20 protein-coding genes and 1 tRNA gene are annotated in these 21,937 nt (G+C 47.8%); 3 read left to right on the forward strand and 18 right to left on the reverse strand.

Annotated features, from left to right (window positions below):
* Positions 1-24: 24 nt before the first annotated feature.
* The 8 genes from DXA57_RS06535 to DXA57_RS06570 form a co-directional block, all read right to left on the reverse strand.
* Positions 25-98: transfer RNA gene (locus DXA57_RS06535), tRNA-Pro, on the reverse strand.
* Positions 99-276: 178 nt separating this feature from the next.
* Positions 277-1,296 carry a ketol-acid reductoisomerase gene (ilvC, locus tag DXA57_RS06540; protein ID WP_117765800.1) on the reverse strand — a complete coding sequence of 340 codons (1,020 nt, stop codon included), beginning with the start codon at positions 1,294-1,296 and terminating at the stop codon, positions 277-279.
* Between the two features lie 95 nt (positions 1,297-1,391).
* Positions 1,392-1,889 (reverse strand): acetolactate synthase small subunit, encoded by a 498-nt coding sequence (gene ilvN, locus DXA57_RS06545; RefSeq protein WP_117765802.1) that lies wholly within the window; start codon positions 1,887-1,889, stop codon positions 1,392-1,394.
* A 70-nt stretch (positions 1,890-1,959) separates the two neighbouring features.
* Complete coding sequence (locus tag DXA57_RS06550; RefSeq protein WP_117765804.1) at positions 1,960-2,397, reverse strand: CBS domain-containing protein; 438 nt, start codon at positions 2,395-2,397, stop codon at positions 1,960-1,962.
* A gap of 195 nt (positions 2,398-2,592) precedes the next feature.
* A complete protein-coding gene (locus tag DXA57_RS06555; protein WP_117765806.1) occupies positions 2,593-5,400 on the reverse strand; it encodes an AAA family ATPase in 2,808 nt (935 codons plus the stop codon).
* Positions 5,397-6,560 carry an exonuclease SbcCD subunit D gene (locus DXA57_RS06560; RefSeq protein ID WP_117765808.1) on the reverse strand — a complete coding sequence of 388 codons (1,164 nt, stop codon included), beginning with the start codon at positions 6,558-6,560 and terminating at the stop codon, positions 5,397-5,399. Before DXA57_RS06560 ends, DXA57_RS06555 begins: the two co-directional genes overlap by 4 nt.
* A 14-nt stretch (positions 6,561-6,574) precedes the next feature.
* On the reverse strand, positions 6,575-7,198 hold the full coding sequence (locus tag DXA57_RS06565) for an ABC-2 transporter permease (protein WP_117765810.1): 624 nt from the start codon (positions 7,196-7,198) through the stop codon (positions 6,575-6,577).
* On the reverse strand, positions 7,195-8,061 hold the full coding sequence (locus DXA57_RS06570; RefSeq protein ID WP_117765812.1) for an ATP-binding cassette domain-containing protein: 867 nt from the start codon (positions 8,059-8,061) through the stop codon (positions 7,195-7,197). Before DXA57_RS06570 ends, DXA57_RS06565 begins: the two co-directional genes overlap by 4 nt.
* Before the next feature lie 169 nt (positions 8,062-8,230).
* Here DXA57_RS06570 and DXA57_RS06575 point away from each other — a divergent pair, with 169 nt between their 5' ends.
* The 3 genes from DXA57_RS06575 to DXA57_RS06585 are packed head-to-tail and all read left to right on the forward strand — an operon-like array spanning position 8,231 to position 11,431.
* Positions 8,231-8,584, forward strand: a complete 354-nt coding sequence (locus DXA57_RS06575; RefSeq protein ID WP_117765814.1) for a hypothetical protein — start codon at positions 8,231-8,233, stop codon at positions 8,582-8,584.
* An 11-nt stretch (positions 8,585-8,595) separates the two neighbouring features.
* Positions 8,596-9,957, forward strand: coding sequence for a vWA domain-containing protein (locus tag DXA57_RS06580; RefSeq protein WP_117765816.1), 1,362 nt, complete (start codon positions 8,596-8,598; stop codon positions 9,955-9,957).
* Positions 9,947-11,431 (forward strand): ATP-binding protein, encoded by a 1,485-nt coding sequence (locus DXA57_RS06585; protein WP_117765818.1) that lies wholly within the window; start codon positions 9,947-9,949, stop codon positions 11,429-11,431. The genes DXA57_RS06580 and DXA57_RS06585 overlap by 11 nt, the downstream gene beginning before the upstream one ends.
* Positions 11,432-11,440: 9 nt before the next feature.
* Here DXA57_RS06585 and DXA57_RS06590 read toward each other — a convergent pair whose 3' ends face one another.
* The 10 genes from DXA57_RS06590 to DXA57_RS06635 form a co-directional block, all read right to left on the reverse strand.
* The gene (locus tag DXA57_RS06590; RefSeq protein ID WP_117765820.1) at positions 11,441-11,959 is read right to left on the reverse strand and encodes a deoxyuridine 5'-triphosphate nucleotidohydrolase; all 519 of its coding nucleotides are present in this window, start codon (positions 11,957-11,959) and stop codon (positions 11,441-11,443) included.
* 19 nt (positions 11,960-11,978) lie between these two features.
* Positions 11,979-12,470: an anaerobic ribonucleoside-triphosphate reductase activating protein gene (nrdG, locus tag DXA57_RS06595; protein WP_117765822.1), complete on the reverse strand. Its 492-nt coding sequence runs from the start codon at positions 12,468-12,470 to the stop codon at positions 11,979-11,981.
* Positions 12,471-12,645: 175 nt separating this feature from the next.
* Positions 12,646-13,419 (reverse strand): ABC transporter ATP-binding protein, encoded by a 774-nt coding sequence (locus DXA57_RS06600; protein WP_117765824.1) that lies wholly within the window; start codon positions 13,417-13,419, stop codon positions 12,646-12,648.
* Complete coding sequence (locus DXA57_RS06605; RefSeq protein WP_117765826.1) at positions 13,412-14,293, reverse strand: ABC transporter permease; 882 nt, start codon at positions 14,291-14,293, stop codon at positions 13,412-13,414. Before DXA57_RS06605 ends, DXA57_RS06600 begins: the two co-directional genes overlap by 8 nt.
* 38 nt (positions 14,294-14,331) lie before the next feature.
* Positions 14,332-15,330 (reverse strand): ABC transporter substrate-binding protein, encoded by a 999-nt coding sequence (locus tag DXA57_RS06610; RefSeq protein WP_117765828.1) that lies wholly within the window; start codon positions 15,328-15,330, stop codon positions 14,332-14,334.
* 567 nt (positions 15,331-15,897) lie between these two features.
* Positions 15,898-17,715 carry an ABC transporter ATP-binding protein gene (locus tag DXA57_RS06620; protein WP_158571250.1) on the reverse strand — a complete coding sequence of 606 codons (1,818 nt, stop codon included), beginning with the start codon at positions 17,713-17,715 and terminating at the stop codon, positions 15,898-15,900.
* Positions 17,712-19,526, reverse strand: coding sequence for an ABC transporter ATP-binding protein (locus DXA57_RS06625; protein ID WP_158571251.1), 1,815 nt, complete (start codon positions 19,524-19,526; stop codon positions 17,712-17,714). Before DXA57_RS06625 ends, DXA57_RS06620 begins: the two co-directional genes overlap by 4 nt.
* 88 nt (positions 19,527-19,614) lie before the next feature.
* Positions 19,615-19,740, reverse strand: a complete 126-nt coding sequence (locus tag DXA57_RS17625) for a hypothetical protein (protein ID WP_278309134.1) — start codon at positions 19,738-19,740, stop codon at positions 19,615-19,617.
* A gap of 139 nt (positions 19,741-19,879) precedes the next feature.
* Positions 19,880-20,353 carry a GNAT family N-acetyltransferase gene (locus DXA57_RS06630; protein WP_117765834.1) on the reverse strand — a complete coding sequence of 158 codons (474 nt, stop codon included), beginning with the start codon at positions 20,351-20,353 and terminating at the stop codon, positions 19,880-19,882.
* A 750-nt stretch (positions 20,354-21,103) separates the two neighbouring features.
* The gene (locus DXA57_RS06635) at positions 21,104-21,772 is read right to left on the reverse strand and encodes a hypothetical protein (protein WP_117765836.1); all 669 of its coding nucleotides are present in this window, start codon (positions 21,770-21,772) and stop codon (positions 21,104-21,106) included.
* Between the last annotated feature and the right edge of the window lie 165 nt (positions 21,773-21,937).

Genomic DNA, 21,937 nt, shown 5'->3' on the forward strand with positions numbered 1-21,937 from the left:
CATCAGTGATAAGAGCTTCTGTCATCGGAGTAACAGGATTTGAACCTGCGACCTCTCGGCCCCCAGCCGAGCGCGCTACCAAGCTACGCCATACTCCGTCAGCTGTCTTGTTTCCTTGACATTGCTTATTATAGCTCACCCTCCCGTAAAATGCAAGTACTTTTTTCATATTTTTTTAAAAAGTTTCTGCAACTAAAAAAATAGCGAAAAAGAAAAACCGGACCGCCAAAAACAGCGATCCGGCATATGCTTTTATGTAGAAAACGAGACTGTGGATCAGTTGTCCAGCAGTTTCTCCTCACCATTCCAGCTGTACAGCTTACGGATCTCCTCACCGATCTTCTCAGAGGGATGCTCGGAAGCTTTCTTTCTCATAGCTTTGAAGTGAACCTGACGGCCAGCCGGGCTCATATCCAGCAGGAAGTCTTTTGCAAAAGTACCATCCTGGATATCGGACAGGATCTGTTTCATTGCTTTCTTGGTCTCAGCAGTAACAATCTTCGGTCCGGTGATGTAATCGCCGTACTCAGCAGTGTTGGAGATGGAATATCTCATTCCTGCGAAACCGGACTGATAGATCAGATCTACGATCAGTTTCATCTCGTGGATACACTCGAAATATGCGTTTCTCGGATCGTAACCAGCCTCACAAAGAGTCTCAAAACCAGCCTGCATCAGAGCTACAACGCCGCCGCAGAGAACTGCCTGCTCACCGAAAAGGTCTGTTTCCGTCTCAGTACGGAAGGTGGTCTCCAGAAGACCTGCTCTCGCGCCACCGATTGCAAGACCATAAGCCAGTGCCAGATCTTTTGCTTTTCCGGTGTAATCCTGCTCTACAGCAATCAGGCAGGGAGTTCCTTTGCCAGCCTGATACTCACTTCTTACGGTATGACCAGGAGCCTTCGGTGCGATCATGGTAACATCCACATATTTCGGCGGTACGATACAGCCAAAATGAATATTAAAGCCATGAGCAAACATCAGCATATTGCCTTCTTCCAGGTTCGGCTCGATGTCGTTCTTATACATATCAGCCTGCTTCTCATCATTGATCAGGATCATGATAATGTCAGCTCTTTTTGCTGCCTCTGCAGCTGTATATACTTTAAATCCCTGTGCCTCAGCCTTTGCCCAGGATCTGCTTCCCTCGTAAAGACCTACGATCACGTCACAACCGGAATCCTTCAGGTTCTGAGCATGTGCATGTCCCTGGCTGCCATAACCGATAATGGCAATGGTCTTACCTTCCAGTAAAGAGAGGTTACAGTCTTCCTGATAGTAGATTTTAGATGCCATGATTCTATTCCTCCATATCGTATAAAGAATTATAAATATATGTTGTATCTATCTGCATTCCGCTCTGACGGGATAACAAATGGAGCAACCGATCATTACAGGTACCGGACGTCGTCGGCACCTCTGGAAAGTCCTGTGATACCGGTTCTTGCCAGTTCCAGGATCTCATTGCCCTCCAGCATTTTCAGGAAAGCTTCCAGCTTGTTCTGGTTTCCTGTCAGTTCAATGATCAGGGAATCCAGAGATACATCCACGATCTTCGCACGGAAAATATTGGCGATTGCTATGATGTCCTGACGGTTTGCAGCGTCCGCACGTACCTTTACCAGTACCAGCTCACGCTCCACACAGTCCCCTTCCTCCAGAGTCTTGATATCTGCCACATCCACAAGCTTTGCCAGCTGCTTTGTGATCTGATCCAGGATCTGCCGGTCTCCCTTAACAACAACCGTCATACGGGAATATCTGGGATCTGCCGTTTCTCCAACAGTCAGACTGTCAATATTATATCCTCTTCTGCTGAAAAGACCTGCGATCCGGCTCAGTACACCGGCTGTATTGTCTACAAGCAGAGATAACACACGTTTTTTCATGGATTTTTCACCTCGTAATGATTTATCAGTATTCTAGCAACTATTCTTTCCTTTGTCAAGTTGCAATTCGTTAAAGTGTGACACTGTCTCCACTCTGTTTTTCGGCTTTTTTACAACGATCATAGCAGTAAGCAATGATATCTTTTCTCCGGATGATACCAATGAAGATCTTTTTGTCATCGATGACAGGGACAAAGTTCTGATTCATGGAGGTGAGGATCAGATCCTCGATCTCACAGTCCACATTGACCGGCTCGTTGTGCCAGCGTCTCTTGATGCTCTTTAAAGGGATCTTTTCTGTTTCTTTCAGATCAATGATATTGTGGTCTTTGATATACCAGAGGAAATCCCCCTCTGTCATGGTTCCGATATAGCAGCCATTCCGGTCGATGATCGGAATGGCGCTGTAACGGTAGTGTTCCATCTTTTCCAGTGCCTGACGAAGCGAATAATCTTCATAAAGATATGCCACTTCACTCTTTGGCGTTATAAAAAACAATACATTCATAGTTGTGCCTCATTCTCTTATTATGATTACATGGGTCTTAAGCTTTTTCCCTGTCCTTGTACAGACACAAACAGGGGAATTTTTTCCATGCTGCAATCAACATTATACAAAATCAGCAGAAACACGTCAATGAATTTGAAGTTTTTAATCAAATTTTCACAAAATCTTCCAGATTTCTCTCATTTTTGCATTCGCTCAGCAGACAAACGAAAGATGACTTCCTTCCCGGTCTTTGCAGATGACAAGCTTCCGGTCCAGCTGTTTTTTCAGCTCCTCCACATGGGAGATGATCCCCACCTGCCGTTCCTCTCCCGCCAGTTCCCGGAGCACCCGGATCGCCTGCTCTCTGGATTCTTCATCCAGGGAACCAAAGCCCTCGTCGATAAACATGGCCTCCAGACGTACTTTTCCTGCGGTCCGCTGAACGATATCTGCCATGCCAAGTGCCATGGCCAGGGCTGCCATAAAGGATTCTCCTCCGGAAAGAGTCCTTACATCGCGGATCGAATCGGTCACACAACTATAGACATCCAGATCCAGTCCCACTTCTCCCTGGAGCTTCAGATCACTGATATCCCGGCATTTCAGGTAGAATTTCCGGTCTGTCATGAGCTCCAGCCTCCGGTTCGCTTCCTGGATGATGGCGTGGAAATACCGACGCTGCACATAGGTCTGAAAATCCAAGCCGGCCGCCTGTCTCCGTTTTCCGTTGGCGATCCGGTCCAGACGGCCGACCATACCGTATTTTTCCGTCAGTTCTTCCCTTTTTTGGAGAAGAACCGTAAGCTTCTTCTCTGCGGCCTCATTTTTCCGGTGGAGGTGATCCAGTTCCCTTTCTTCGTCCTCCAGAGTTTCTTTCTTTTCTTTCAGCTCCAAAAGGCTTTCCGGCAGGATCCCGTTCTTTTCCTCTGCTTCCAGAGCCACTGTCAGGCGCTTCTCCTCCTCCTTCTCGCTTTCCAGGGCACCGGAGCGCCGGTTCCGTTCCTCCAGGATCTGATCGAGAGCCGCTTTGGAGCGGTCTGCCCCGGCTCTGAGCGTCTGTTTTTCCTGGACAAGAGCCTGATAGACCGCCTCGGCCTTTCGTTTTTCCGGATAGGGAAGACGGCTCTTTTTCAGCTCCAGCTCCTTTCGAGCCAGTTCACAGGAAACCCGGGCCTTCTCGAGTTCTGCCCTGCTTGTCTCCAGTTTTTCTTCCAGCGCAGCAGCCTCCGTCTCCAGAACCTTCAGCCTTTCTTTTCCTGCTTCCAGGCGTTTCTTTTTCCTAAGAAGCTCCTCGCGGCGTTTTTGCAGAGTCCTGCCCTCATCGTCAAGAGCCAGCTCCTTTTCCCGGCGTTTTGCCCGGTCTTCCTCTTTCCAGGAAAGCGGCTTTGGGAACCATCGGGCACTCTCCTCCTTCAGATGGGCATTTTCCACCTGAAAACGCTGTTTTTCGGCTACAAAGCCTTCCTTTAATGCGTTCAGCTCCCCCTGGAGTCTTTCTGCCTTTTCCTTTGCCGCATCCACTTTTTCCTGCGTCACATCCTGGCGGACCGCCTTTGCCGGAGCCGGGTGTTCCCGGGAACCGCAGACCGGACAGGGCTCTCCCTCTTTTAGCTGTCCGGCGATCAGCCCTACCTGTTCCGCCAGAAAGCAGGTATAGAGCTCGTTATACTCCTCCGCCTGCATTTTATAACGGCTCAATCCCTGCTCCGCAGCTGCTTTTTTCTTCCGCAAAGAGGCTTCCAGCTTCTGAAGAAGCTCCTGCAGATCCTTCAGGTCTGTGCAGGCCTCCCTTGCAAGACTCAGCTCCCGGAGGCGTTTTTCAAGGTCCGGGATTTCCTTTTCCGCCCCTTCCAGAGACTCCTGCTCTTTTTTAAGTTCTTCTGCTTCTTCTTTTCCGTTTTTCCGTTTCTCCTGCCAGAAATTCTGAACATTTTCCAGCTTTTTCTGGTCCGTTTCTGCTCTTTTCAGCCTTCCCTCGAGATTTTCCAGTTCTTCATAATCCGGAAGGAGACTCTTGATCTGAAGAAGCTCCGCTTCCACCTGAGCGCCGCGGGTCTCCAACGCTTTTTCTGCCCTTTCGGCCGTCTCTTTCAGCTCCTGTTCTTTTCGTTTTTCCTCCAGAAGCCAGCTTTCATGCGCTGCCATCCGGTCTTTACAGTCTGTTTTCCGTTTCAGGAGCTCCTGATAAAGCTCTTTTTTCCGGATCTCCTTCTGAACCGTCTCTGTCTGCCCTTTCAGAAGGAACCGTTTTTCTGCAAGCTCCTGCTGCACCGCTTCAATGGTCTGCTTTGTACAACCGTTCCAGTCTTCCTCCTTCTCCGCCAGAGCCTGAAGCTCCTCCGCCCTCTCGCTTCCCGGCAGGGCAGAAAGAGCATCCAGTTCACGAAGGCAGTCCTTACGGTTCTCCGAAAGCGCCTCTTCCAGGTTACCTGCCTCTTCCCGAAGCTTCGCCTGGATCCTTCCATAGATCCTGGTATTGAAGATTTTTCCGAAAATCTCTTTCCGCTCTCTGGATGGAGCCAGAAGAAGCCTGAGAAAATCCCCCTGGGCGATCATGGCAATCTGAAGAAACTGACTGGCATCCAGACCTACGATCTCTACGATCTTCCTGTTTGTTTCCGGGATCTTTCCTTTAAAAATACTGCCGTCGGGAAGCGTCAGTTCCACTCCTGCGCCTTCTCTTGTCATGGCATAGACGCCTTCTTTGTTCTTTCTTCTGCTTCTCCGCTGATATGCAGGATTTCTCCGGACGGTATACTGCTCCTTTCCTGCCAGAAAGGTAAGCTCCACATAAGTAGGCGTCTCATCGGAGGCATACTGGCTCCGCATCATTTCCCCGTCCCGTTTTCCGCCGCTGGTCTCATCAAAAAGACAAAAGGTGATGGCATCAAAGATCGTGGTTTTTCCTGCCCCCGTATCTCCGGTAATGAGAAAAATGCCGCTGCCGATCCTTTCAAAGTCCACGATCTCCGTTCCGCCATAAGAACCAAAGGCGGACAGCGTGAGTTTCAAAGGTTTCATATCTCCTCCCTCGCTTTCTCCAGTATCCGGCTCATAAAGGCCTCCTCTTTTTCATCTGGTGCCACACCCTGCACTTCTTCATAGAAGGTTCGAAATACCGACAGCGGATCTTCCACTTTCAGGTCTTTTTCCGACTCTTCCATAAAGTTTCGGGTCCTCCGGTTCTCTATGCGGTATTCCAGCAGATATTCATAAGCCTTCTGAAGCCGCTCTCCGGGCCGGTAAAGCTCCTCTTCATCTGTCAGCGTCACACTGACAAAATCACCGGAGCCTTCTTCTTCTGCCTTTTTCAGCACTTCTTCCAGTGTGCCTTTTATCCGGCGTACATCCCTCATGGGATGAAGAGGCAGCGTTTCGATGAGGGGGTCTGTTCCCTTCTCTCCCAGTGTCACCATCGTGATGGATTTTTCCTGTTTTTCTTCGCTGAGGGAGTATTTCAGCGGTGTCCCGCAATAACGGATATGGGGAGATTTTACCTTCTGCGGCCCGTGAATATGCCCCAGCGCCACATAGTTGAAAGGTTCCACCAGAGAAACATCCACACTGTCCAGTCCTCCGATATTCAGAGAAGCCTGCTCTGAATCCGAGGTCTCGGGACCGGTACTGCCGTTCTTGTAAAACTGATGGGAAAGAAGCACATTTCTTTCAGAAAAATCAAGATTTTCCCGTTCCAGGATCCGCCGGACAGCCGTCTCATAATCATTGATCTCTTCCCCCGGAAAAAGCCGGCGCACATAAGCCGGCTTCAAAAAAGGAAGCAGATAAAAATGGACCGGACCAAAATCATCGGTCAGCGTTATTTTTTTCAGGTACTCATCCTCTCTTTCCGGAGCTGAGACAGCGATGTGGATCTGATGCTTTTCCAGAAACCCACTGGCATAATCCAGCCGTTCGGCAGAGTCATGGTTTCCGGCAATGAGAAGCACCGGGATCTGCGGTGTGATCTCTGAAAGACCGGTGAGAAATTCGTCCAGCACCGTATACGCCTCTCCGGAAGGGATGGAACGGTCAAATACATCCCCTGCGATCAGAATGGCATCCGGACGGTATTCCTTCGCCCGCTCCGTGATCTCCTTTAAAACCGCTCTCTGATCCGGAAGCAGACTGTAGGAATAAAGCTGTTTGCCGATATGAAGATCCGATATATGAAAAAAACGCATGGTTTCCCTCCTTCTTAACAGAACTTTTTCTCACAGATATTCATGGAAAAAACCATCGATACCAGGAAAAGCCAGAATGAAACAGCTGCTCCTCCCCAGAGCACCTCACCGGATAACACGATCCGCCAGGCTGCGGAATTTTCTCCTGTAATCCTGGTGGAAACAGCCACAGCCGCGATTGCCAGGCCTGCCAGAAAGAGATAGCCCAGCTTTGCTTTTCCGATGCCAAATCTGTAGATCAGCGGAAGCTGAAACGCAGGAAAAAGAAGACCTACGATCAGGATCACCGGCAAAAGCTCCTGAAGGACAGAACCATTCGTTCCTCCGATGAAGTTGAAGATCAGATTGATCAGAATGCCGGAAAGCAGGCCGGCTGCTGAAAGCATGTATTTTTCCGCTGTCTGTATTTTTCTGGAAACAGGCAGGAGCACACCGTAGCTGTTCCATTTTGCCTGCTCTTCCAGTCCCAGCAGCGTCAGTACCGCCATAGAAAGGTAAAGGGAGCTTAAAAGAGAAAAGAAAAATACATTTTCTTCCATATTGATAACACCAAACAGGGCAAAGATCACCGTAAAGCCAAAGTACATCTTTCCCTTTTTCATAAGCATCCGAAGATCTTTATACAAAAGTGCTTTCATCGTTTCACCGCCTCCTTCGTCAGATATTCCATGATCGTCGTAAGTGCCGGAACTTCCACCGGAAGCTCTGCTGCCAGCTCTTTTGGCAGAGCAGCCCGTTCCAGGAGAAGACAGCCGCCGTTTTCCGTCCGGCGGATGCCGCACCAGGCACTTCTTGGAACCAGCTCCAGCTTCTCATCGGAAGCCTCCAGAAAACCGTACCGTTTTCTGAGCGTTTCCTGGCTTTCCGCAAAGATCAGTCTTCCTTTATAAAGGAAGGCCAGGTTATCACAATTCTTTTCTGCTTCTTCCGGCTGCTCCGTGAAGGACAGGACTCCCTGATCCTCCTGTTTTCCAAATTCCCGAAAAAGATTTTCTGCCAGCTCACGGTCCTCCTGCTCCAGTCCCTTCAATGGTTCATCCAGCAAAAGAAGCTTTGGCTCATGACAAAGCGCCGCCAGGATCCGCACTTTCTGCCCTGCTCCCCTGGTAAGCTCCTTCAGTGGTCTGGTAAGTGACAGGGAAAAACGGTCTGCCAGTTCAAAGAAACAGGCTTCCTGCCAGTTTTTATAACAGCCCTTCAGGATTTTATTGATCTCCTTTGCATTCAGGCAATCCGGGAAACCACCCTCCGCCGGAACGATCCCACAATATTCCAGCATTTTGCTTCTGTCCTTTCCGGTCTCTTTTCCGAAAAATTTCACCGTCCCTGCTTCCGGCCGGATCTGTCCGGTGAGGATTTTCAGAAGCGTGGTCTTTCCGGAACCGTAAGCGCCCATGACTCCCATGCTGCTCCCTGCTTCCAGAGAAAAACTCACCGGTTCCAGCGTGAACTCTTTATATTTCTTTGTGACTGCTTCGATCTCCAGTATTTTTCTGCCCATAATGACTCCTTTCCCCAAACGTTTTGTTCGTGTATAAACAAGGATAAACAGGATCCTTTGGATTGTCAACCGCCATTTTTACCGGATCCCATACCTTTCTTCCGCAAAATCACTCTTTACCGGAAACCCCTGTCTGTGATAGGATAAAAGCAGAAAAAAGGAGGTCTTTATGCAGCAGACAGATGAAACATTTTTAACGACAACGCAGGAGCCATTAAAGCTCTCCATCGCCGTTTCCCGGTATTTTTCAGGTGAAACCATCGATCCCTCCCTCAAAGAGCGCTATGAGAAATTTTTAAGACAGCGCAGCCGGGCGGCAATGCTTCATATCATCAAAAACGGATCGTTTCAGGAAATGGTAAAAATGGCCGAGGGCGGTTTTCTCTCTCACCGCCTTTACCAGGAAGCGATCCTGAAAACGGCAGATGCCGGACAGACAGAAATGACAGTCTATCTTCTCCGTCATCGGGAACGCCTGGATCCGGCCACGGAAGAAAACGATCCCTTTGCCCTTGATTTCTGAGGAGGCAGTCCATGAAAACCCTTGACCAGCAGATCCTTTCCTGTATGACCGTCCGGCTGACCGAACGGTTTCCAGGTCTCAGTCCCGCTTTTTCCCTTCTCTCTTTTCAGGAAACCGTGGAAAAAGAAACCGGAACTGACGGAAGTTCTTTTTATTATGAGAAAAACCTTCTTCGAAAAGCCTTTCTCGAAGACCGTCTGGATTTTCTCTTTCTCCACACACTCAGCCATGTGCTTTTTCTTCATTTTCTTCCGGAAGCTTCCGTGGAACAGGAAATCTGGAATCTGGCAGCAGACACGGCTGCCTCTTATTTTGTCGATACTTATCTCCTGCCGGAAAGTCCGGGGAGTCCGGAACGCAGAAAGATCTATTCTGGACTGCCGGTCGGTGCCAGAAGTGCAGAAAAGCTTTATTCCTTCCTGCTGGAGATACCGGCAGAGGAACGGCAGCGCTTTCTCTGCTGTCAGGCGGATGACCACCGGCACTGGTTTTCCGGTGGAGATGAAGTCTTTGGCTCTTTTATGGGCGGTGATGGCAACGAGGCTTCCACGAACGGTTCCGGCGGCACTTCCTGTCCTAAGAGTCCTTCCGCTTCCCGTACCGGACAGCTTCAGCGGATCCAGAAAACACTGGAGCTTCTCTCTCTTTCTCCCCTCACACCCTCTCTCCGGAAAAAAAGCCGCCGCGGAGCTGCTCCCGGCAGCCGTCTGGAGTGGCTTCTTCTTGAGAAAAAAGGGAGTTATGACTTCCGCCGCTATCTCCGCCGTCTCACCATCACCCGGGAAGAGACAAAACCGGATCTTGACAGCTTTGACTATATCCCGTACTGCTACGGACTTTCACAGCCGGAAAAGTTTTTCTTTCTGGAACCGCTGGAATACCGGGATTCCACAAAGGTACAGGAACTGGTCATCGCCATCGACACCTCCGGCTCCTGTTCCCTTGAGACCGTCAGCCGTTTCCTTTCCGAGACACTCTCCATTCTTTCTTCCAAAGAACATTTCTTTGAAAAAATGAATGTCCATCTGATCCAGTGCGATTCCGCCATTCAGGAGCATACGGTCATTCATTCGGTGGACGAATGGAAATCCAATTCCGGCAGGATCCGAATCCTCGGCCGTGGAGGTACCGATTTTACTCCTGTTTTTTCTTATGTAAAAAAGCTTCAGGAAAAAGGCGAGCTTACACACTTAAAGGGACTTCTCTATTTCACTGACGGCGACGGTATTTATCCTTCCACTCCGCCGCCCTATGAAACGGCTTTCGTTTTCACGGATTTTTCCTTTCTGAATTACCAGGTCCCAGCTTTTATCACAAAACTCTGCCTGGACACAGACCAGGCCGGAAATGAGGTTTTTCAATATGAACATTAAAGATGCAAAAGATGAGATCCGGCGCACCCTCCGCGCCTATACCGCCCCCGAAACTTATCGGATCCCCAGGGTCCACCAGCGCCCCATCCTTCTCATCGGCCCGCCCGGAATCGGCAAAACAGCCATTGTCGAACAGGTGGCCCTGGAATGTGGCGCCGGTTTTCTCTCCTATACGATGACCCATCACACCCGTCAGAGCGCCATCGGCCTTCCATTTCTCACGGAAAAGGAGTATCTGGGAAAGCATTTTTCTGTCACGGAATATACCATGAGTGAGATCATCGCCTCCGTCTACCAGTATATGGAAGACAGCGGCCACAAGACAGGCATTCTTTTCATCGATGAGATCAACTGTGTCTCGGAAACTCTCACACCGGTCATGCTCCAGTTTCTTCAGAACAAAACTTTTGGAAATCATCCGGTACCGGAAGGGTGGCTCATCGTGGCAGCCGGAAACCCTCCGGAATATAATCAGTCCGTACGGGAGTTTGACATCGTCACCATGGACCGGGTCAAATACATGGAAATCGAAGCAGAACTCTCTGTCTGGCAGGATTACGCCAGAGATGCCGACATCCATCCGGCCATCCGTTCCTATCTTTCTCTTCACCCGGAGCATTTCTATGCTATGGAAGCCAATGCTGACGGCAGACATTTTGTCACAGCCCGCGGCTGGGAGGATCTGTCCTGTATCCTTTTTTCCTACGAATCTCTGGGAGAACCGGTAACCGGGCTCCTTTTCAGCGAATATCTCCGGAAAGAGAACATCGCCCGCAGTTTTTCACTCTATTACCGCTGGTATGAAAAGGAACAAAAAGACCCGAGGCTGGCAGATTTTCTTTCCGGCACGCTGGATACGGCTTCTTCTGCCGTTCTCAAAGAGGCACTGGACACGGCTTCTGTCGAGGAACGCTTCGCCGCCGCTTCCCTGACGGTTTCTTTTCTCCGGAATATCTTTGAACAGTGGTCAGCAGAAAAAGAACGGCTTCTCAAATACCGGGAGCTTTTTTCAGACTGGCATCGTCAGGAAACAGCGCTTCCCGTTTTTCTGAAAAAACGCCTGGAAAGCCTGTCCGTCCGTCAAAAAAACGGTCTGATCTCCATTTCCGATGCCCAATGGGAGCGTGAGATCCTAGAAAAGGCAGAAGATCTTACCCTCTCTTCCGTAAAAGACCGTTCCCTGAATGAAACGGTCCGTCAGTTCTACGAGGAGAAAAGAACGGCTTTTCAGACAACCGAAAAAAGGACAGCCGAAGCGGTACGCCTTGCCTGCTCTCTTTTTGATCCCGGCATTTCCGCTGATCCGCCCTCTCTTTACCTCATCACAGAGCTTTCTAAAAATCCTCTGTCCGCTTCTTTTCTCGGCTCTCACCCCGTAGAAGCCTATCTGGATGCCTCTTCCGCCCTTCTGGTCTCTGACCGGGAAGAAGCACTAAAAAAAGCCATCCGGGAAGTTAGCCCGGACAGCCTCTGATTTTTCCTTTTATTTCTGACCTGTGGTGCTTCCGAAGCCTCCGTTTCGGAGCTCCACTGCGTCATCATCCACCGTGATGCCGTATTCCACAAAAATACCCTGCATAAAACCGGTGCCTTTCTCGATGCACACGACCTTTCCCTCTTTGGAATCATTGGTCAGCTTTGCAAAGATATGACCCTCATTATCGGAATAAAAATAATCGCTGTCGATGATACCTACGGTATTATTCAGCTGCAGGCGGAACTTAAATCCAAGTCCGCTTCTGGGATAAAGCTTTAATACCCAGCCCTCTTCCATCTCCACACGGATACCGGTTGGAATCTTCACCATTTCTCCCGGTTTCAGGATGATGTTAAAGGGCGTATAGAAATCATATCCTGCGGAGCCTCTGGTCGCCCGCTTCGGAAACTTCAGTTCCTCATAGACCGCCTTGATCTCGTCTTCTTTTGCCTCCGGAAATTCTCCCTTCCAGGCCTTCTCGAACTCGCCATAGCTTACTTTATGGAATTTCGCAATTTTCTTCATTGATTGATCCTCCTCATGTTCAGCTGTTGTGCAACACTACCTGTCCTCTGCGGAGAGAATCCTGCACATTGATCACCCGCTGGTTGGAGCTGCCTTTCCAGTGGAGCTGTGTGTCGCGTTTGTCGCACTCATACTCACCGTCCACAAGCACATCCACATATTTCATGACTTCATAATTTTTTACCGTCTCCCAGAGACTGCCCGTATACATCCAGATCGTCTTCTCCGGAAACTTTTCCCGGATCTCTTTCGCCAGAGCCGTGATCTCCATACGATTTCCCGGATAGAGCGGATCTCCGCCGCTAAAGGTAACGCCGGAAATATAGCTTTTCTCCAGCTGGTCAAAAATCTCCTGTCTGGCCGCCTGGTCAAAAGGAAGTCCCCCGTTGGGATCCCAGGTCACCGGATTCTGACATTCTTTACAGCAGTGATTGCATCCTGCCACCCAGAGAACTACCCGAAGGCCGTCTCCGTTAAGCATATCATCTCTGGTAATATTGTGGTATCTCATGTTGTTGTCGCCCCGTTTCATCTATACTATATTTAGTATTTTTCATTTTTATCTTTACACCATATGGTGCGCTGTTCACTATAGTAACATTTCAGGGCGGGTGAGTCAAGCCTTGTTTGCAAAAAAGAAACAGCTTCCAAAACTTTCTCTTCAGAAGCCGTCTGTACATTTTCCGTCAGTTTCCACATTCAATACTGATCTCATTGAAAAGATCGAGCACATCGTCTACTTTCATCGCTTTCTTTTCATCGCCTTTTTTGTCCAGGATGATCTTTCCCTGATGCATCATGAGGATACGGGTTCCATATTCGATGGCATAACGGAGATTGTGCGTCACCATCATGGAGGTGAGCTTTTTCTCACGGACCAGCTGGTCGGTGAGGCGCATATTGATATCTGCCGTCTTCGGGTCCAGAGCCGCCGTGTGCTCATCCAGGATCAGGAAATCAATCGGTGTCATCGTGGACATGAAAAGGGACATTGCCTGTCGCTGACCGCCGGAAAGGGCTCCTACCTTCACATGGAGCTTGTCCTCCAGTCCCAGGTTCAGCGGCCGGAGCATCTCTTTGTAATGCTCTTCTCGTTTCTTCTGAACACCGAGTCCCAGGCCGTAGCGTTTGCCCTTGTTGTCTGCCAGAGCCAGATTTTCCAGGATCGTCATGCTCGGACAGGTTCCCATCGCAGGATTCTGAAAAACACGGCCAATCTTGCTCATTCTCCGGTACTCTTTCTGTCCGGTGATATTTTCCCCGCTGATGGTAATACTTCCGGAGTCCACAGGGATACTTCCGCAGATCAGATTTAAAAGAGAGGTCTTTCCGGAACCGTTGCTTCCTACAATAGCTACAAATTCGCCATCCTCCACAGTCAGGTTCAGATCCTGAAACAGACACATTTCATTGACCGTACCCGGATTGTAATATTTATAAATGTGTTTCATCTCAAGCATGGATATTCACCTTCCTCTTCCGCTCCATTCCCAAGACCAGAATGATCAGAAACAGGGCCGCAGTAATAAATTTCAAATCTGTGGATGCAAAGCCAAGATTGATCGCCAGAGCCACACAGGCTTTATAGATCACAGAGCCGACAACCACACTGGTAGTCACACGAAGGAAGGTTACTTTTCTGAAAAGGCTGGTTCCAATGATCACGCTGGCAAGGCCGATGACCATAGTTCCCGTTCCCATGGAAACGTCGAAGAAACGCTGTTCCTGGGCGAAAATGCAACCGCTTAAGGATACCAGACCGTTTGCAATGGCAAGACCGATGATTTTTACCTTGCCTTTGTCCACACTCAGGGAAGTGATAATCTTGTCGTTATCTCCCACGGCCCGAAGAAGCATACCTGCTTTCGTCTCCAGATACCAGTCAAGAATGTATTTGCAGGCGAAAGTAATGATCAGGATCACCACTACATTCTTAAAGGGAAGAATGGCTTCCGGCACACTTTTGACCAGACTGTTCTCAAAGATCGTTACCTTATTATAAATAGGAAGGTTTGCTCTTCCTGCGATCCTTAAATTTACTGTGTAGAGGGCTGTCATCATGATAATTCCGGAAAGAAGATCCCTGACCTTCAGCTTCACATGGATGAGACCGGTAAGGGTTCCCACCACTGCTCCTGCCAGGAAACAGATCGGCAGCGTCAGCACCGGATTAAAGTCCTTGCTGATGAGTACCGCCGCGATGGCTGCTCCCATGGGGAAACTGCCGTCCACCGTCAGATCCGGAAAATCCAGGATCTTATACGTGATATAAATTCCCAGGGCCATGATGGCGTAGATCATTCCCTGCTCCAGTACACTAATCAAAAGTGTCATACGTCATAAACCTCTCAATTCTTAACCTTTTCTCTTTTTCACTCTACTGTGATCGTCTCGTAAACCTCTGCTGCTTCATTCAGGACATCATCAGAAATGGTAAAGTCAATGTTTCCTGCTGCCTCTGTGTTTACATAAACATTACCGCCCTCGCAGATCTCAAACGGAGTCTCTGCAGCAGTTGCCTCGCCCTTCAGGACTTTGGCTGCCATCTCACCGGTCTGTTTTCCAAGAGCTACATAGTCGATACCGACAGCTGCCACACAACCGTTTTTCACCTGCTCTACCTCAGAACCAAATACCGGGATCTTTGCGTCGTTTGCTGCTGCCAGAACGGTCTGGAGAGCAGAAACAACGGTATTGTCCGTCAGGTTGGAGATACAGTCTACCTTGGAAGCCAGGTCCTTGGCTGCCATTTCCACATCGGCAATGGTATTGATACCGGTATCTACGATCTCAAAACCATATTTTTCTGCATTGTCCTTGTATTCCTGGATCGTGCTGACGGAGTTTGCCTCGCTGGTGGTATAGAGAATACCGATTTTCTTTGCATCCGGCATCAGTTCGCGGATCAGTTCCATCTGCTCCGTTACCGGCAGTTTATCAGAAGTACCGGTGATATTTCCTACGTTGGTTCCGTCCTCATTGACAAGACCGGCACCGACCGGATCGGATACTGCGGTGTAGATCACGGGAATGTCTGCATCCATGGCACTGTTATAAGCGCTCATAGCACTCGGAGTAGCGATGGCACAGATCAGATCCACTTTCTTATTGACAAAGCTGTCTGCGATGGTCGCTGCGCTTCCGGTGTCTGCCTGTGAGTTCTGATATTCCACGGTGAGATTTTTGCCCTCCTCAAAACCTGCCTCTTTTAAGCCTTCCAGAAAACCCTCCCGGCAGTTGTCCAGCGAACCATGCTCTGCAAACTGGCTGATACCGATCGTTACAGATTCCTCGTCTGCCATTGCCGGAACTGCCATTGCTGCTGCCATTGTCATTGCTGCCATTACCATTGCCATTACTTTTCTTCTCATCTTTCATTCTCCTTTTCCATACTGTGGTTTTTGTTAACGCATTGCTGTTCTCAAAGATACACCGGTGTCGGAAAGAAAATGAGAGAGCTCAGGGCCGGAAGCGATCTTCTGTAGAAAAAGAAAACCGCCTCAGATCAGATCTTTCTGATTTGAGGCGGTAATAAAATCTTATTATCGCGGTACCACTCAACTTAGCTGTGCTTTCACACATGCCCTCTCTTGCACGTACTATCATACGCTCCGGATTGATAACGGGTTCGGTTCCCGGCTGCTCCTACTCTGTGACTCCATTTCAGGCCGCCCTCGAAAGTCCATTCAGCAAATCAGTCCATACTGCAATCTCACCATCTGCAGCTCTCTTTGATCTTCCAAGATGCTTACTACTCTTTCTCATCGGTTTGTTCTTTGTTGTGGTAAAGTCTAACACTAAATATCCGACTTGTCAACCCTGTTTTTTTATTTTTTTCATACCTTTTTCGGGAAAGGGGAGTTTTCTTTATATTTTTGGATCAAATCATACTATTGTCAGGTAATATTGAGTTTTTCACACTCTTTTATTGAATATCATCACCTGTCATACCACTGTGACTGCAGCTCATAAAGCCGGGCAAACTCTCCTTGTAATTGCATCAGTTCATTGAAGCTGCCATCCTCTTCTATCTTCCCGTTTTTGAAGACGATGATCCGGTCCGCGAGCCTGGCGACGGAGATCCGGTGGGTGACGTAGATGACGGTTTTATCCTTCGCCAGGGAATTGTATTTCTCAAAAATTTCCGTTTCCGCCAGAGGGTCCAGGTTGCTGGTAGGCTCGTCCAGAACGATCAGATCCCGGTTCCGGTAGGCCGCCCGGGCGATCGCAAGCTTCTGCCACTGGCCTCCGGAGAGATCCGTTCCCCCCACATATTTTCCCAGAAGCTTATTTTCCAGAGCCGAAAGCCCGGAAAAAGCAAGGGCACGCTCTATGGCCTTTTCCTCATAGCGCTGATGGGTCTCTCCAAGAAATACATTCTCATAAAGCGTAAACGTTTCATAATGGGTCGGGTCCTGGACAACCACGCTCTGGGCGTCAAAACGAGACTCCGGATGGAGCTCTTCCGTCGGTTTCCCGTTCAGGAGGAGCGTCCCCTCAGACGGACTCAGCATACCGGTAAGAAGTTTTACAAAGGTCGATTTTCCTGCGCCGTTTTCCCCGACAAAGGCGACCTTCTCGCCAGGATGCAGGGTAAAATCCACACCGTTTAACGTATATCGTGTGGTCAGCAGATAGCGGTATTTCACGCCTTTTGCCTCCGCCCTATGGAGCGACACTTTCTCCGATTCCAGAGTTTCATCCTCCTTAAGATCCATCAGGTCAAAAAACTGCGCCGCCCGGTTTTTCTGCGCCTGAAAGCTTCCAAAGGCCCGGATCAGCTGGGCGGAATCCGTGATCAGCGTCCCCGTCATAGCAAAAACCGCGCTCATGGCTCCCAGAGAAAGCTTTCCCTGGGCCAGGAGAAGAATCGCCAGAACCATGCCGCCCACATGGGCCACATTGTAAAAAAGAGAATTTACGATCTGTAATAACGCGCGGTTCCGAATCAGTTTTTTCTGGCGGATCACATAGGCATCCGCCCGCTCTCTCCATTTTCCGTAAAAGAAGTCATGAAGCCCCAGCGTTTTGATCTCTTTTTCCGCCGGAGAAAGCAAAAGCTCCTCAAAATATTCGGTCTCCCGCTGAAGCTCCGTACTCTCCTTCACAAAACGGAACTGCAGCTTTTCCCCCAGAGAAACGCTGTAAAGGGTCGGAAGAGGCGCCAGAAGTACAAGGACGCTCAGCAAGGGATGATAAAGATAAAGCGCCGCCGCAATCGTCAGCACAGAAATTACCTTTGCGACCACCACATAGCCGCTGATCATCACTTTCCGGTTGATTCCATTCCAGCTGTCCCCGGCAAAATCAAAGACCTGGCGCATCCGGTCTTTCATCACAGGTGCCTCTAAATACTCCGGCGAAACAGAATTGACTTTTTTCAGCAGATGTACCTTGAAAAGCTCCTGCTGCCGGTTGGCCTGAACCATATCCAGCTGCTCAAAATCTCCACCGCCTTCCGGCGCAAGATAACTCTCCAGAAGGTCCGCCGCAAACGAGATTCCCCAGTAAAGCACGAGCATGAACGCCGCTTCTGTTACGCGATTCCCGGCATTTTCCACCACGGAAATATACCGGCCCCAGATTTCCGCAATGAGCGGTTTTAAGAAAGAAAGCAGGACAAAAAATCCCAGATAGATGCAGCTGATCCCTTTTGTTGCGCGGAAAACATAGAGAAACAGGCGAAGCAAATGACGAAAAGAAGGCTTCTGTTCCTTCTGGATCTCCCGTTCTTTTTCTGCTGTGCGATCATTCATGGGGATTTCACCTCCTTCTTCTGGGCCCATTTCTTCTGGTACCACTGCTTCTGGGCCTTCCACATATCTGCGTAGATACCGCCCCGCTCCAGCAGCTCCTCATGCGTTCCCGTATCCACGACCCGCCCCTTTGAGATCACCAGAATACGGTCGGTGATTCTGGTAGAGCCCAGACGATGTGTGATAAAAAGCGAGGTCTTGTTCTCTGCGAGCTTCGCAAATTCACTGTAAAGTTCACTTTCCGCCATAGGATCCAGCTGGCTCGTGGGCTCATCCAGGATCAGAACGGGTCTGTCGCCCATCAATGCCCGGGCCAGAGCAATCCGCTGCCACTGCCCTCCGGAGAGATCTACGCCGCCCTCAAAATCCCGGTTCAGCATGGTATCTTCTCCTTTTGGCAGGCGTTCCAGAAAAGGCAGCACCTTTCCCTTCTGCATCGCCTCTCTCACTGCCTCCCTGTCAGAAAGCTGCTCCACATCACCGATTCCCACGTTTTCCCTTAACGAGATACTGTACCTTGTAAAGTCCTGAAAAACCGTTCCGAATATTTTTTCCCGCGCTTCCCTCGCATAGGCCTGCAGAGGCTTTCCTCCAATCAGAATCCGGCCGCTGTCCGGTTCGAAAAGCCCGAGCAGGAGTTTGACCATCGTCGTTTTTCCTTCTCCATTCATTCCCACAATGGAAATCTTCTCTCCGGCCCTGATCTCAAAGCTCATATGGGACAGCACCTGCCTGTCCGTCCCGGGATATGTAAAACAGACATCCTCAAAGGCAATGGAACAGTCTTTGGGAACTTCCTTCGCCTCTCCATAGGTTTCTTCCGAAAGGTTGAAAAACCTGTCATAATATTCATAGGCCTTTATGTGATAGCCCATGTTTGCAACGATATTCGTGTAATAGGAAAGATTTTCCGCCAGCGTCGTAAATATAGCCCCCGCCAGGGCCACAAACGTCGGAAAAGAAAGCTCCCCTGTCTGATAAATCCACAGAAGAAGGCCTGCATTTATCAGCTGACCAACTCTGGAGATATTTCTCTCTGCAAAATGATGGCGGAGATTCTGGAAATAATAGCGTTCATATTCCCGGTTTCTACCTCCGAGCCGCTTCTGAAACGTGCGGATCAGGAAATCGGACGACTGGTTTAACCGATTTTCCCGGATCGTTTTTGGCTCACAGAGCATTTTTTCCAGTTTTTCATACTGGATCTCCTTCTCCCAGTAAGTTTCCATCTCCTCATAAATGTTGAAGGAGTTTTTAAAGCACAGCACACGTTCCAGCACAACGGGAGCCAGAAGCGTGAACAGAAACCACCAGCGGATTTTTAGAAAAAGAATCAAAGTTCCGGCAGTGGCCACCGTCGCTGTCAGCGCATTGCAGAAATACTTTGGAAAAAGATGCAGCGCAGCTGTTTCCGCCCGGCCGTAGGCTTTGTCTATGATCTCTCTGGATTCTTTGTTTTCGTAATGCTCATAGCGCAGTTTTTTCAGTTTCTGCAGCATCCTTCCCTTGTAGGCAGACCGGAAAATCAGCTCCGTCTGGGGTTCCACATAGACCTGCTGCAAAAGATTCAGAAGATCAGGCAGCACCGCGCTCACGATAAAAACCAGCATGGTCGGAACAATCGCCGAAAACGCTAGCTCTCCCCGGGCGATCGAGAGTCCGTCCGTCATCAGCCGCTCACTTGCCAGCACAAAAACCGGCGGCAGGACACCAGAAAGCACAGCCAAAGCAAAGGCCAGAGGCACCAGAAACGGATTTGTGGATGATAAAATGGTAAAAAGATCTTTGTAGGCCGATTGGATTCGTTTCATTTTGGGGTGTCCTCCGTACTTAGTCTTCTGCTTTTTCATATCGCATTCTGCGCCAGAAATAGTTTTGCATAGCCACCATTAAGCTTCATCAGTTTTCCATTGACAGAATAGCTCTTGCCCTGGCTTCGTCTTTCTCTTCTACCAGCACTTCATAAAAATCTTTTACACTTCCATCTCTGCTCAGGGCAACGCTTGAGCCAGTAAGATTATTCATGGATAATCTTAAATTATTATTTGTAGTGTTTGTCTTGTAGGCTATGTTTTGGGTGTCCTAATAACATAACAGGCTCCTTTCTCAGATCGTATCATAAAAGGCAAAAAAAGTTTATAACACTTTATGCCAAAATCTCGAATTACAATTTACATACCATAATGTATTCTTCGTCATTTTCCTCAACAATATGGAAGCCCACTTTATAATACATGCGAACAGCATAATTTTTCTTTTGAACAGACAATGAGGTTTGCTTATATCCCTGATTTTTAAGTTCCAAAAGTATCCTTTTCATCAATTTCGTTCCAATGCCATGATTTCTGTACTCTTTAAGCAATGAAATAGCAAGTGAAGGAGTTGCATCGTTAACATGCCCATAGTCATCCATAATACGAACCCAGACTGCTCCTACTATTTTCTCATCTAATTCAGCCACATAGCATATATCGCCTTTTTGCCTGCCAAAATCCGCTACATATACTTGTAATTCCGGTTTCTTTATTATTTCATAGGGTGGGGCATCTACGCCATCCGGAATAAAAATGGCTTCATACAAAAAGGTGTTTAATATATTCACTTCATCCTGTTTTAGTTCTCTTATTTCATAATCCATAGGAATCTCCATTTCTCGCACCAGTAGTTAAATTATTATTGTGTTTGTCCTGTAAGCTATGTTTTTGGCGTCCAGTAAATTCTTGGCTCGGAAAAATTTTTCCATATTGGAGGTGCAGTATACTTCTTTCCATTTTTTTAATAACATAACAGGCTCCCTTCGCAATGGTGTGTTCAGTATAACACAAAAAGAGTTCTGTTTCCATTGTAATAAAGCCATTCTTTTGTTGTTACCGAACGTGAGATTGAGAGTCCATCCATCATCAGCCGCTCACTCGCCAGGACAAAAAACGGCGGCAGAACACCGGAAAACACCGCCAACGCAAAAGCTGGAGACATAAGAAACGGAGAAGTTCTTCAGAGCCTGCTTTTTCATTTTTTGGTACAAAAAGAAGCTGCTGCTCCATAGATTGATTACTCATCTATTTTGCAACAACTCCTTGATCCTCGCGACAGTCACCAAATATCCATCCAAGGCAAGCATGATTACTTAGCTCATTATCACGAAAATAAACTGCGATCAGCATCTGCCAAAGTGTGTCGTCGAACAGTCACAAAAGTGCTTATTTGTGCTTATTCTTCCAATTTTTATATATTAATATGATGTTTAATATAAGACTACATAGTAAAACAACCATATATATGTTGACTTCAAAACCTGTGTTTTGAAGCTGATAAGAAAACGTATCGATAACTTCAGAATTTGCACTAAGATATAACATAATTACCTCTCTGGATTTTAAAATTACTATCATGCCGCACGAATATTCATTCCGACTACATGATCATAAGTGTATGTATCTGTTCTACCTAATATCGTATACTGAGTTACCAAAGTCCCCACGGCCGACACCTGAGCAGTCTTTTTATCACTACTTATAGTAGAACTAGAGCTTTTCTGCGTCCACCTTACAAAACCAGCACCATAACCATATTGTCTGCTATGAATATTAGAGATAGATTGAAATGTAATTTTGCCATCATATATAGTACCTGTGCATGAAATCTCAATGTCAGCAAATGTTAAAGCTGTATTTACGACTCTAACGATTGCAGAATAATTCTTTTGATAGTTGAAACATGGTTGAATATTACTCAACCTTCCATTTATAGTGCTATTCCGAGGCTTTGAGAAAGCATTTTCTAACTGAGTCAGATAATCTGTGGCTTCTTTTTCTGTTACAAAACCTTCGCTATGTGAAAAAGAGACTTCAACATCATATTTGGTACAAAGATTTTTTATCTGCTTGTCAAGTTCTTTCTGCGATACCATATTTTCCGATGCCTTAGAAGAAAGAGAAGCCATTAACAAAGTTACAATAATCAATATAGAGAAAATTTTAGATTTTTTCATAAGATTTTTTTCCTTTCTATAAAAAACATCTTTAGTTTCATGATAACTTAACTGTAGTTGCTCCATCGGACTCACCTCTTTCTCATTATTTCATGAAAATTCATTACTCTTTATCTTTTTATTTAAATTTTATCATATAAAGCCAAAAAAGTTTATGACGTTTTATGCAAATTTTATTTTCGCGAAACGTCATAAACTTTTTCAGTTTTTTACCATACACTTATGTTATCA

Origin of the sequence: Blautia sp. OF03-15BH, from assembly GCF_003463065.1 — a bacterium.
Lineage (GTDB): Bacteria > Bacillota > Clostridia > Lachnospirales > Lachnospiraceae > Limivivens.

Coding starts and splice junctions, on each gene's coding strand:
- DXA57_RS06610 (WP_117765828.1), bottom strand. CDS start 15,330: ATGAGAAGAAAAGTAATGGCAATGGTAATGGCAGCAATGACAATGGCA.
- DXA57_RS06580 (WP_117765816.1), top strand. CDS start 8,596: ATGAAAACCCTTGACCAGCAGATCCTTTCCTGTATGACCGTCCGGCTG.
- ilvN (WP_117765802.1), bottom strand. CDS start 1,889: ATGAAAAAACGTGTGTTATCTCTGCTTGTAGACAATACAGCCGGTGTA.
- DXA57_RS06590 (WP_117765820.1), bottom strand. CDS start 11,959: ATGAAGAAAATTGCGAAATTCCATAAAGTAAGCTATGGCGAGTTCGAG.
- DXA57_RS06605 (WP_117765826.1), bottom strand. CDS start 14,293: ATGACACTTTTGATTAGTGTACTGGAGCAGGGAATGATCTACGCCATC.
- DXA57_RS06585 (WP_117765818.1), top strand. CDS start 9,947: ATGAACATTAAAGATGCAAAAGATGAGATCCGGCGCACCCTCCGCGCC.
- DXA57_RS06630 (WP_117765834.1), bottom strand. CDS start 20,353: ATGGATTATGAAATAAGAGAACTAAAACAGGATGAAGTGAATATATTA.
- DXA57_RS06625 (WP_158571251.1), bottom strand. CDS start 19,526: ATGAAACGAATCCAATCGGCCTACAAAGATCTTTTTACCATTTTATCA.
- DXA57_RS06600 (WP_117765824.1), bottom strand. CDS start 13,419: ATGCTTGAGATGAAACACATTTATAAATATTACAATCCGGGTACGGTC.
- DXA57_RS06555 (WP_117765806.1), bottom strand. CDS start 5,400: ATGAAACCTTTGAAACTCACGCTGTCCGCCTTTGGTTCTTATGGCGGA.
- DXA57_RS06565 (WP_117765810.1), bottom strand. CDS start 7,198: ATGAAAGCACTTTTGTATAAAGATCTTCGGATGCTTATGAAAAAGGGA.
- DXA57_RS06635 (WP_117765836.1), bottom strand. CDS start 21,772: ATGGAGCAACTACAGTTAAGTTATCATGAAACTAAAGATGTTTTTTAT.
- DXA57_RS06560 (WP_117765808.1), bottom strand. CDS start 6,560: ATGCGTTTTTTTCATATATCGGATCTTCATATCGGCAAACAGCTTTAT.
- ilvC (WP_117765800.1), bottom strand. CDS start 1,296: ATGGCATCTAAAATCTACTATCAGGAAGACTGTAACCTCTCTTTACTG.
- DXA57_RS06550 (WP_117765804.1), bottom strand. CDS start 2,397: ATGAATGTATTGTTTTTTATAACGCCAAAGAGTGAAGTGGCATATCTT.
- DXA57_RS06620 (WP_158571250.1), bottom strand. CDS start 17,715: ATGAATGATCGCACAGCAGAAAAAGAACGGGAGATCCAGAAGGAACAG.
- nrdG (WP_117765822.1), bottom strand. CDS start 12,470: ATGAGATACCACAATATTACCAGAGATGATATGCTTAACGGAGACGGC.
- DXA57_RS17625 (WP_278309134.1), bottom strand. CDS start 19,740: ATGAATAATCTTACTGGCTCAAGCGTTGCCCTGAGCAGAGATGGAAGT.
- DXA57_RS06575 (WP_117765814.1), top strand. CDS start 8,231: ATGCAGCAGACAGATGAAACATTTTTAACGACAACGCAGGAGCCATTA.
- DXA57_RS06570 (WP_117765812.1), bottom strand. CDS start 8,061: ATGGGCAGAAAAATACTGGAGATCGAAGCAGTCACAAAGAAATATAAA.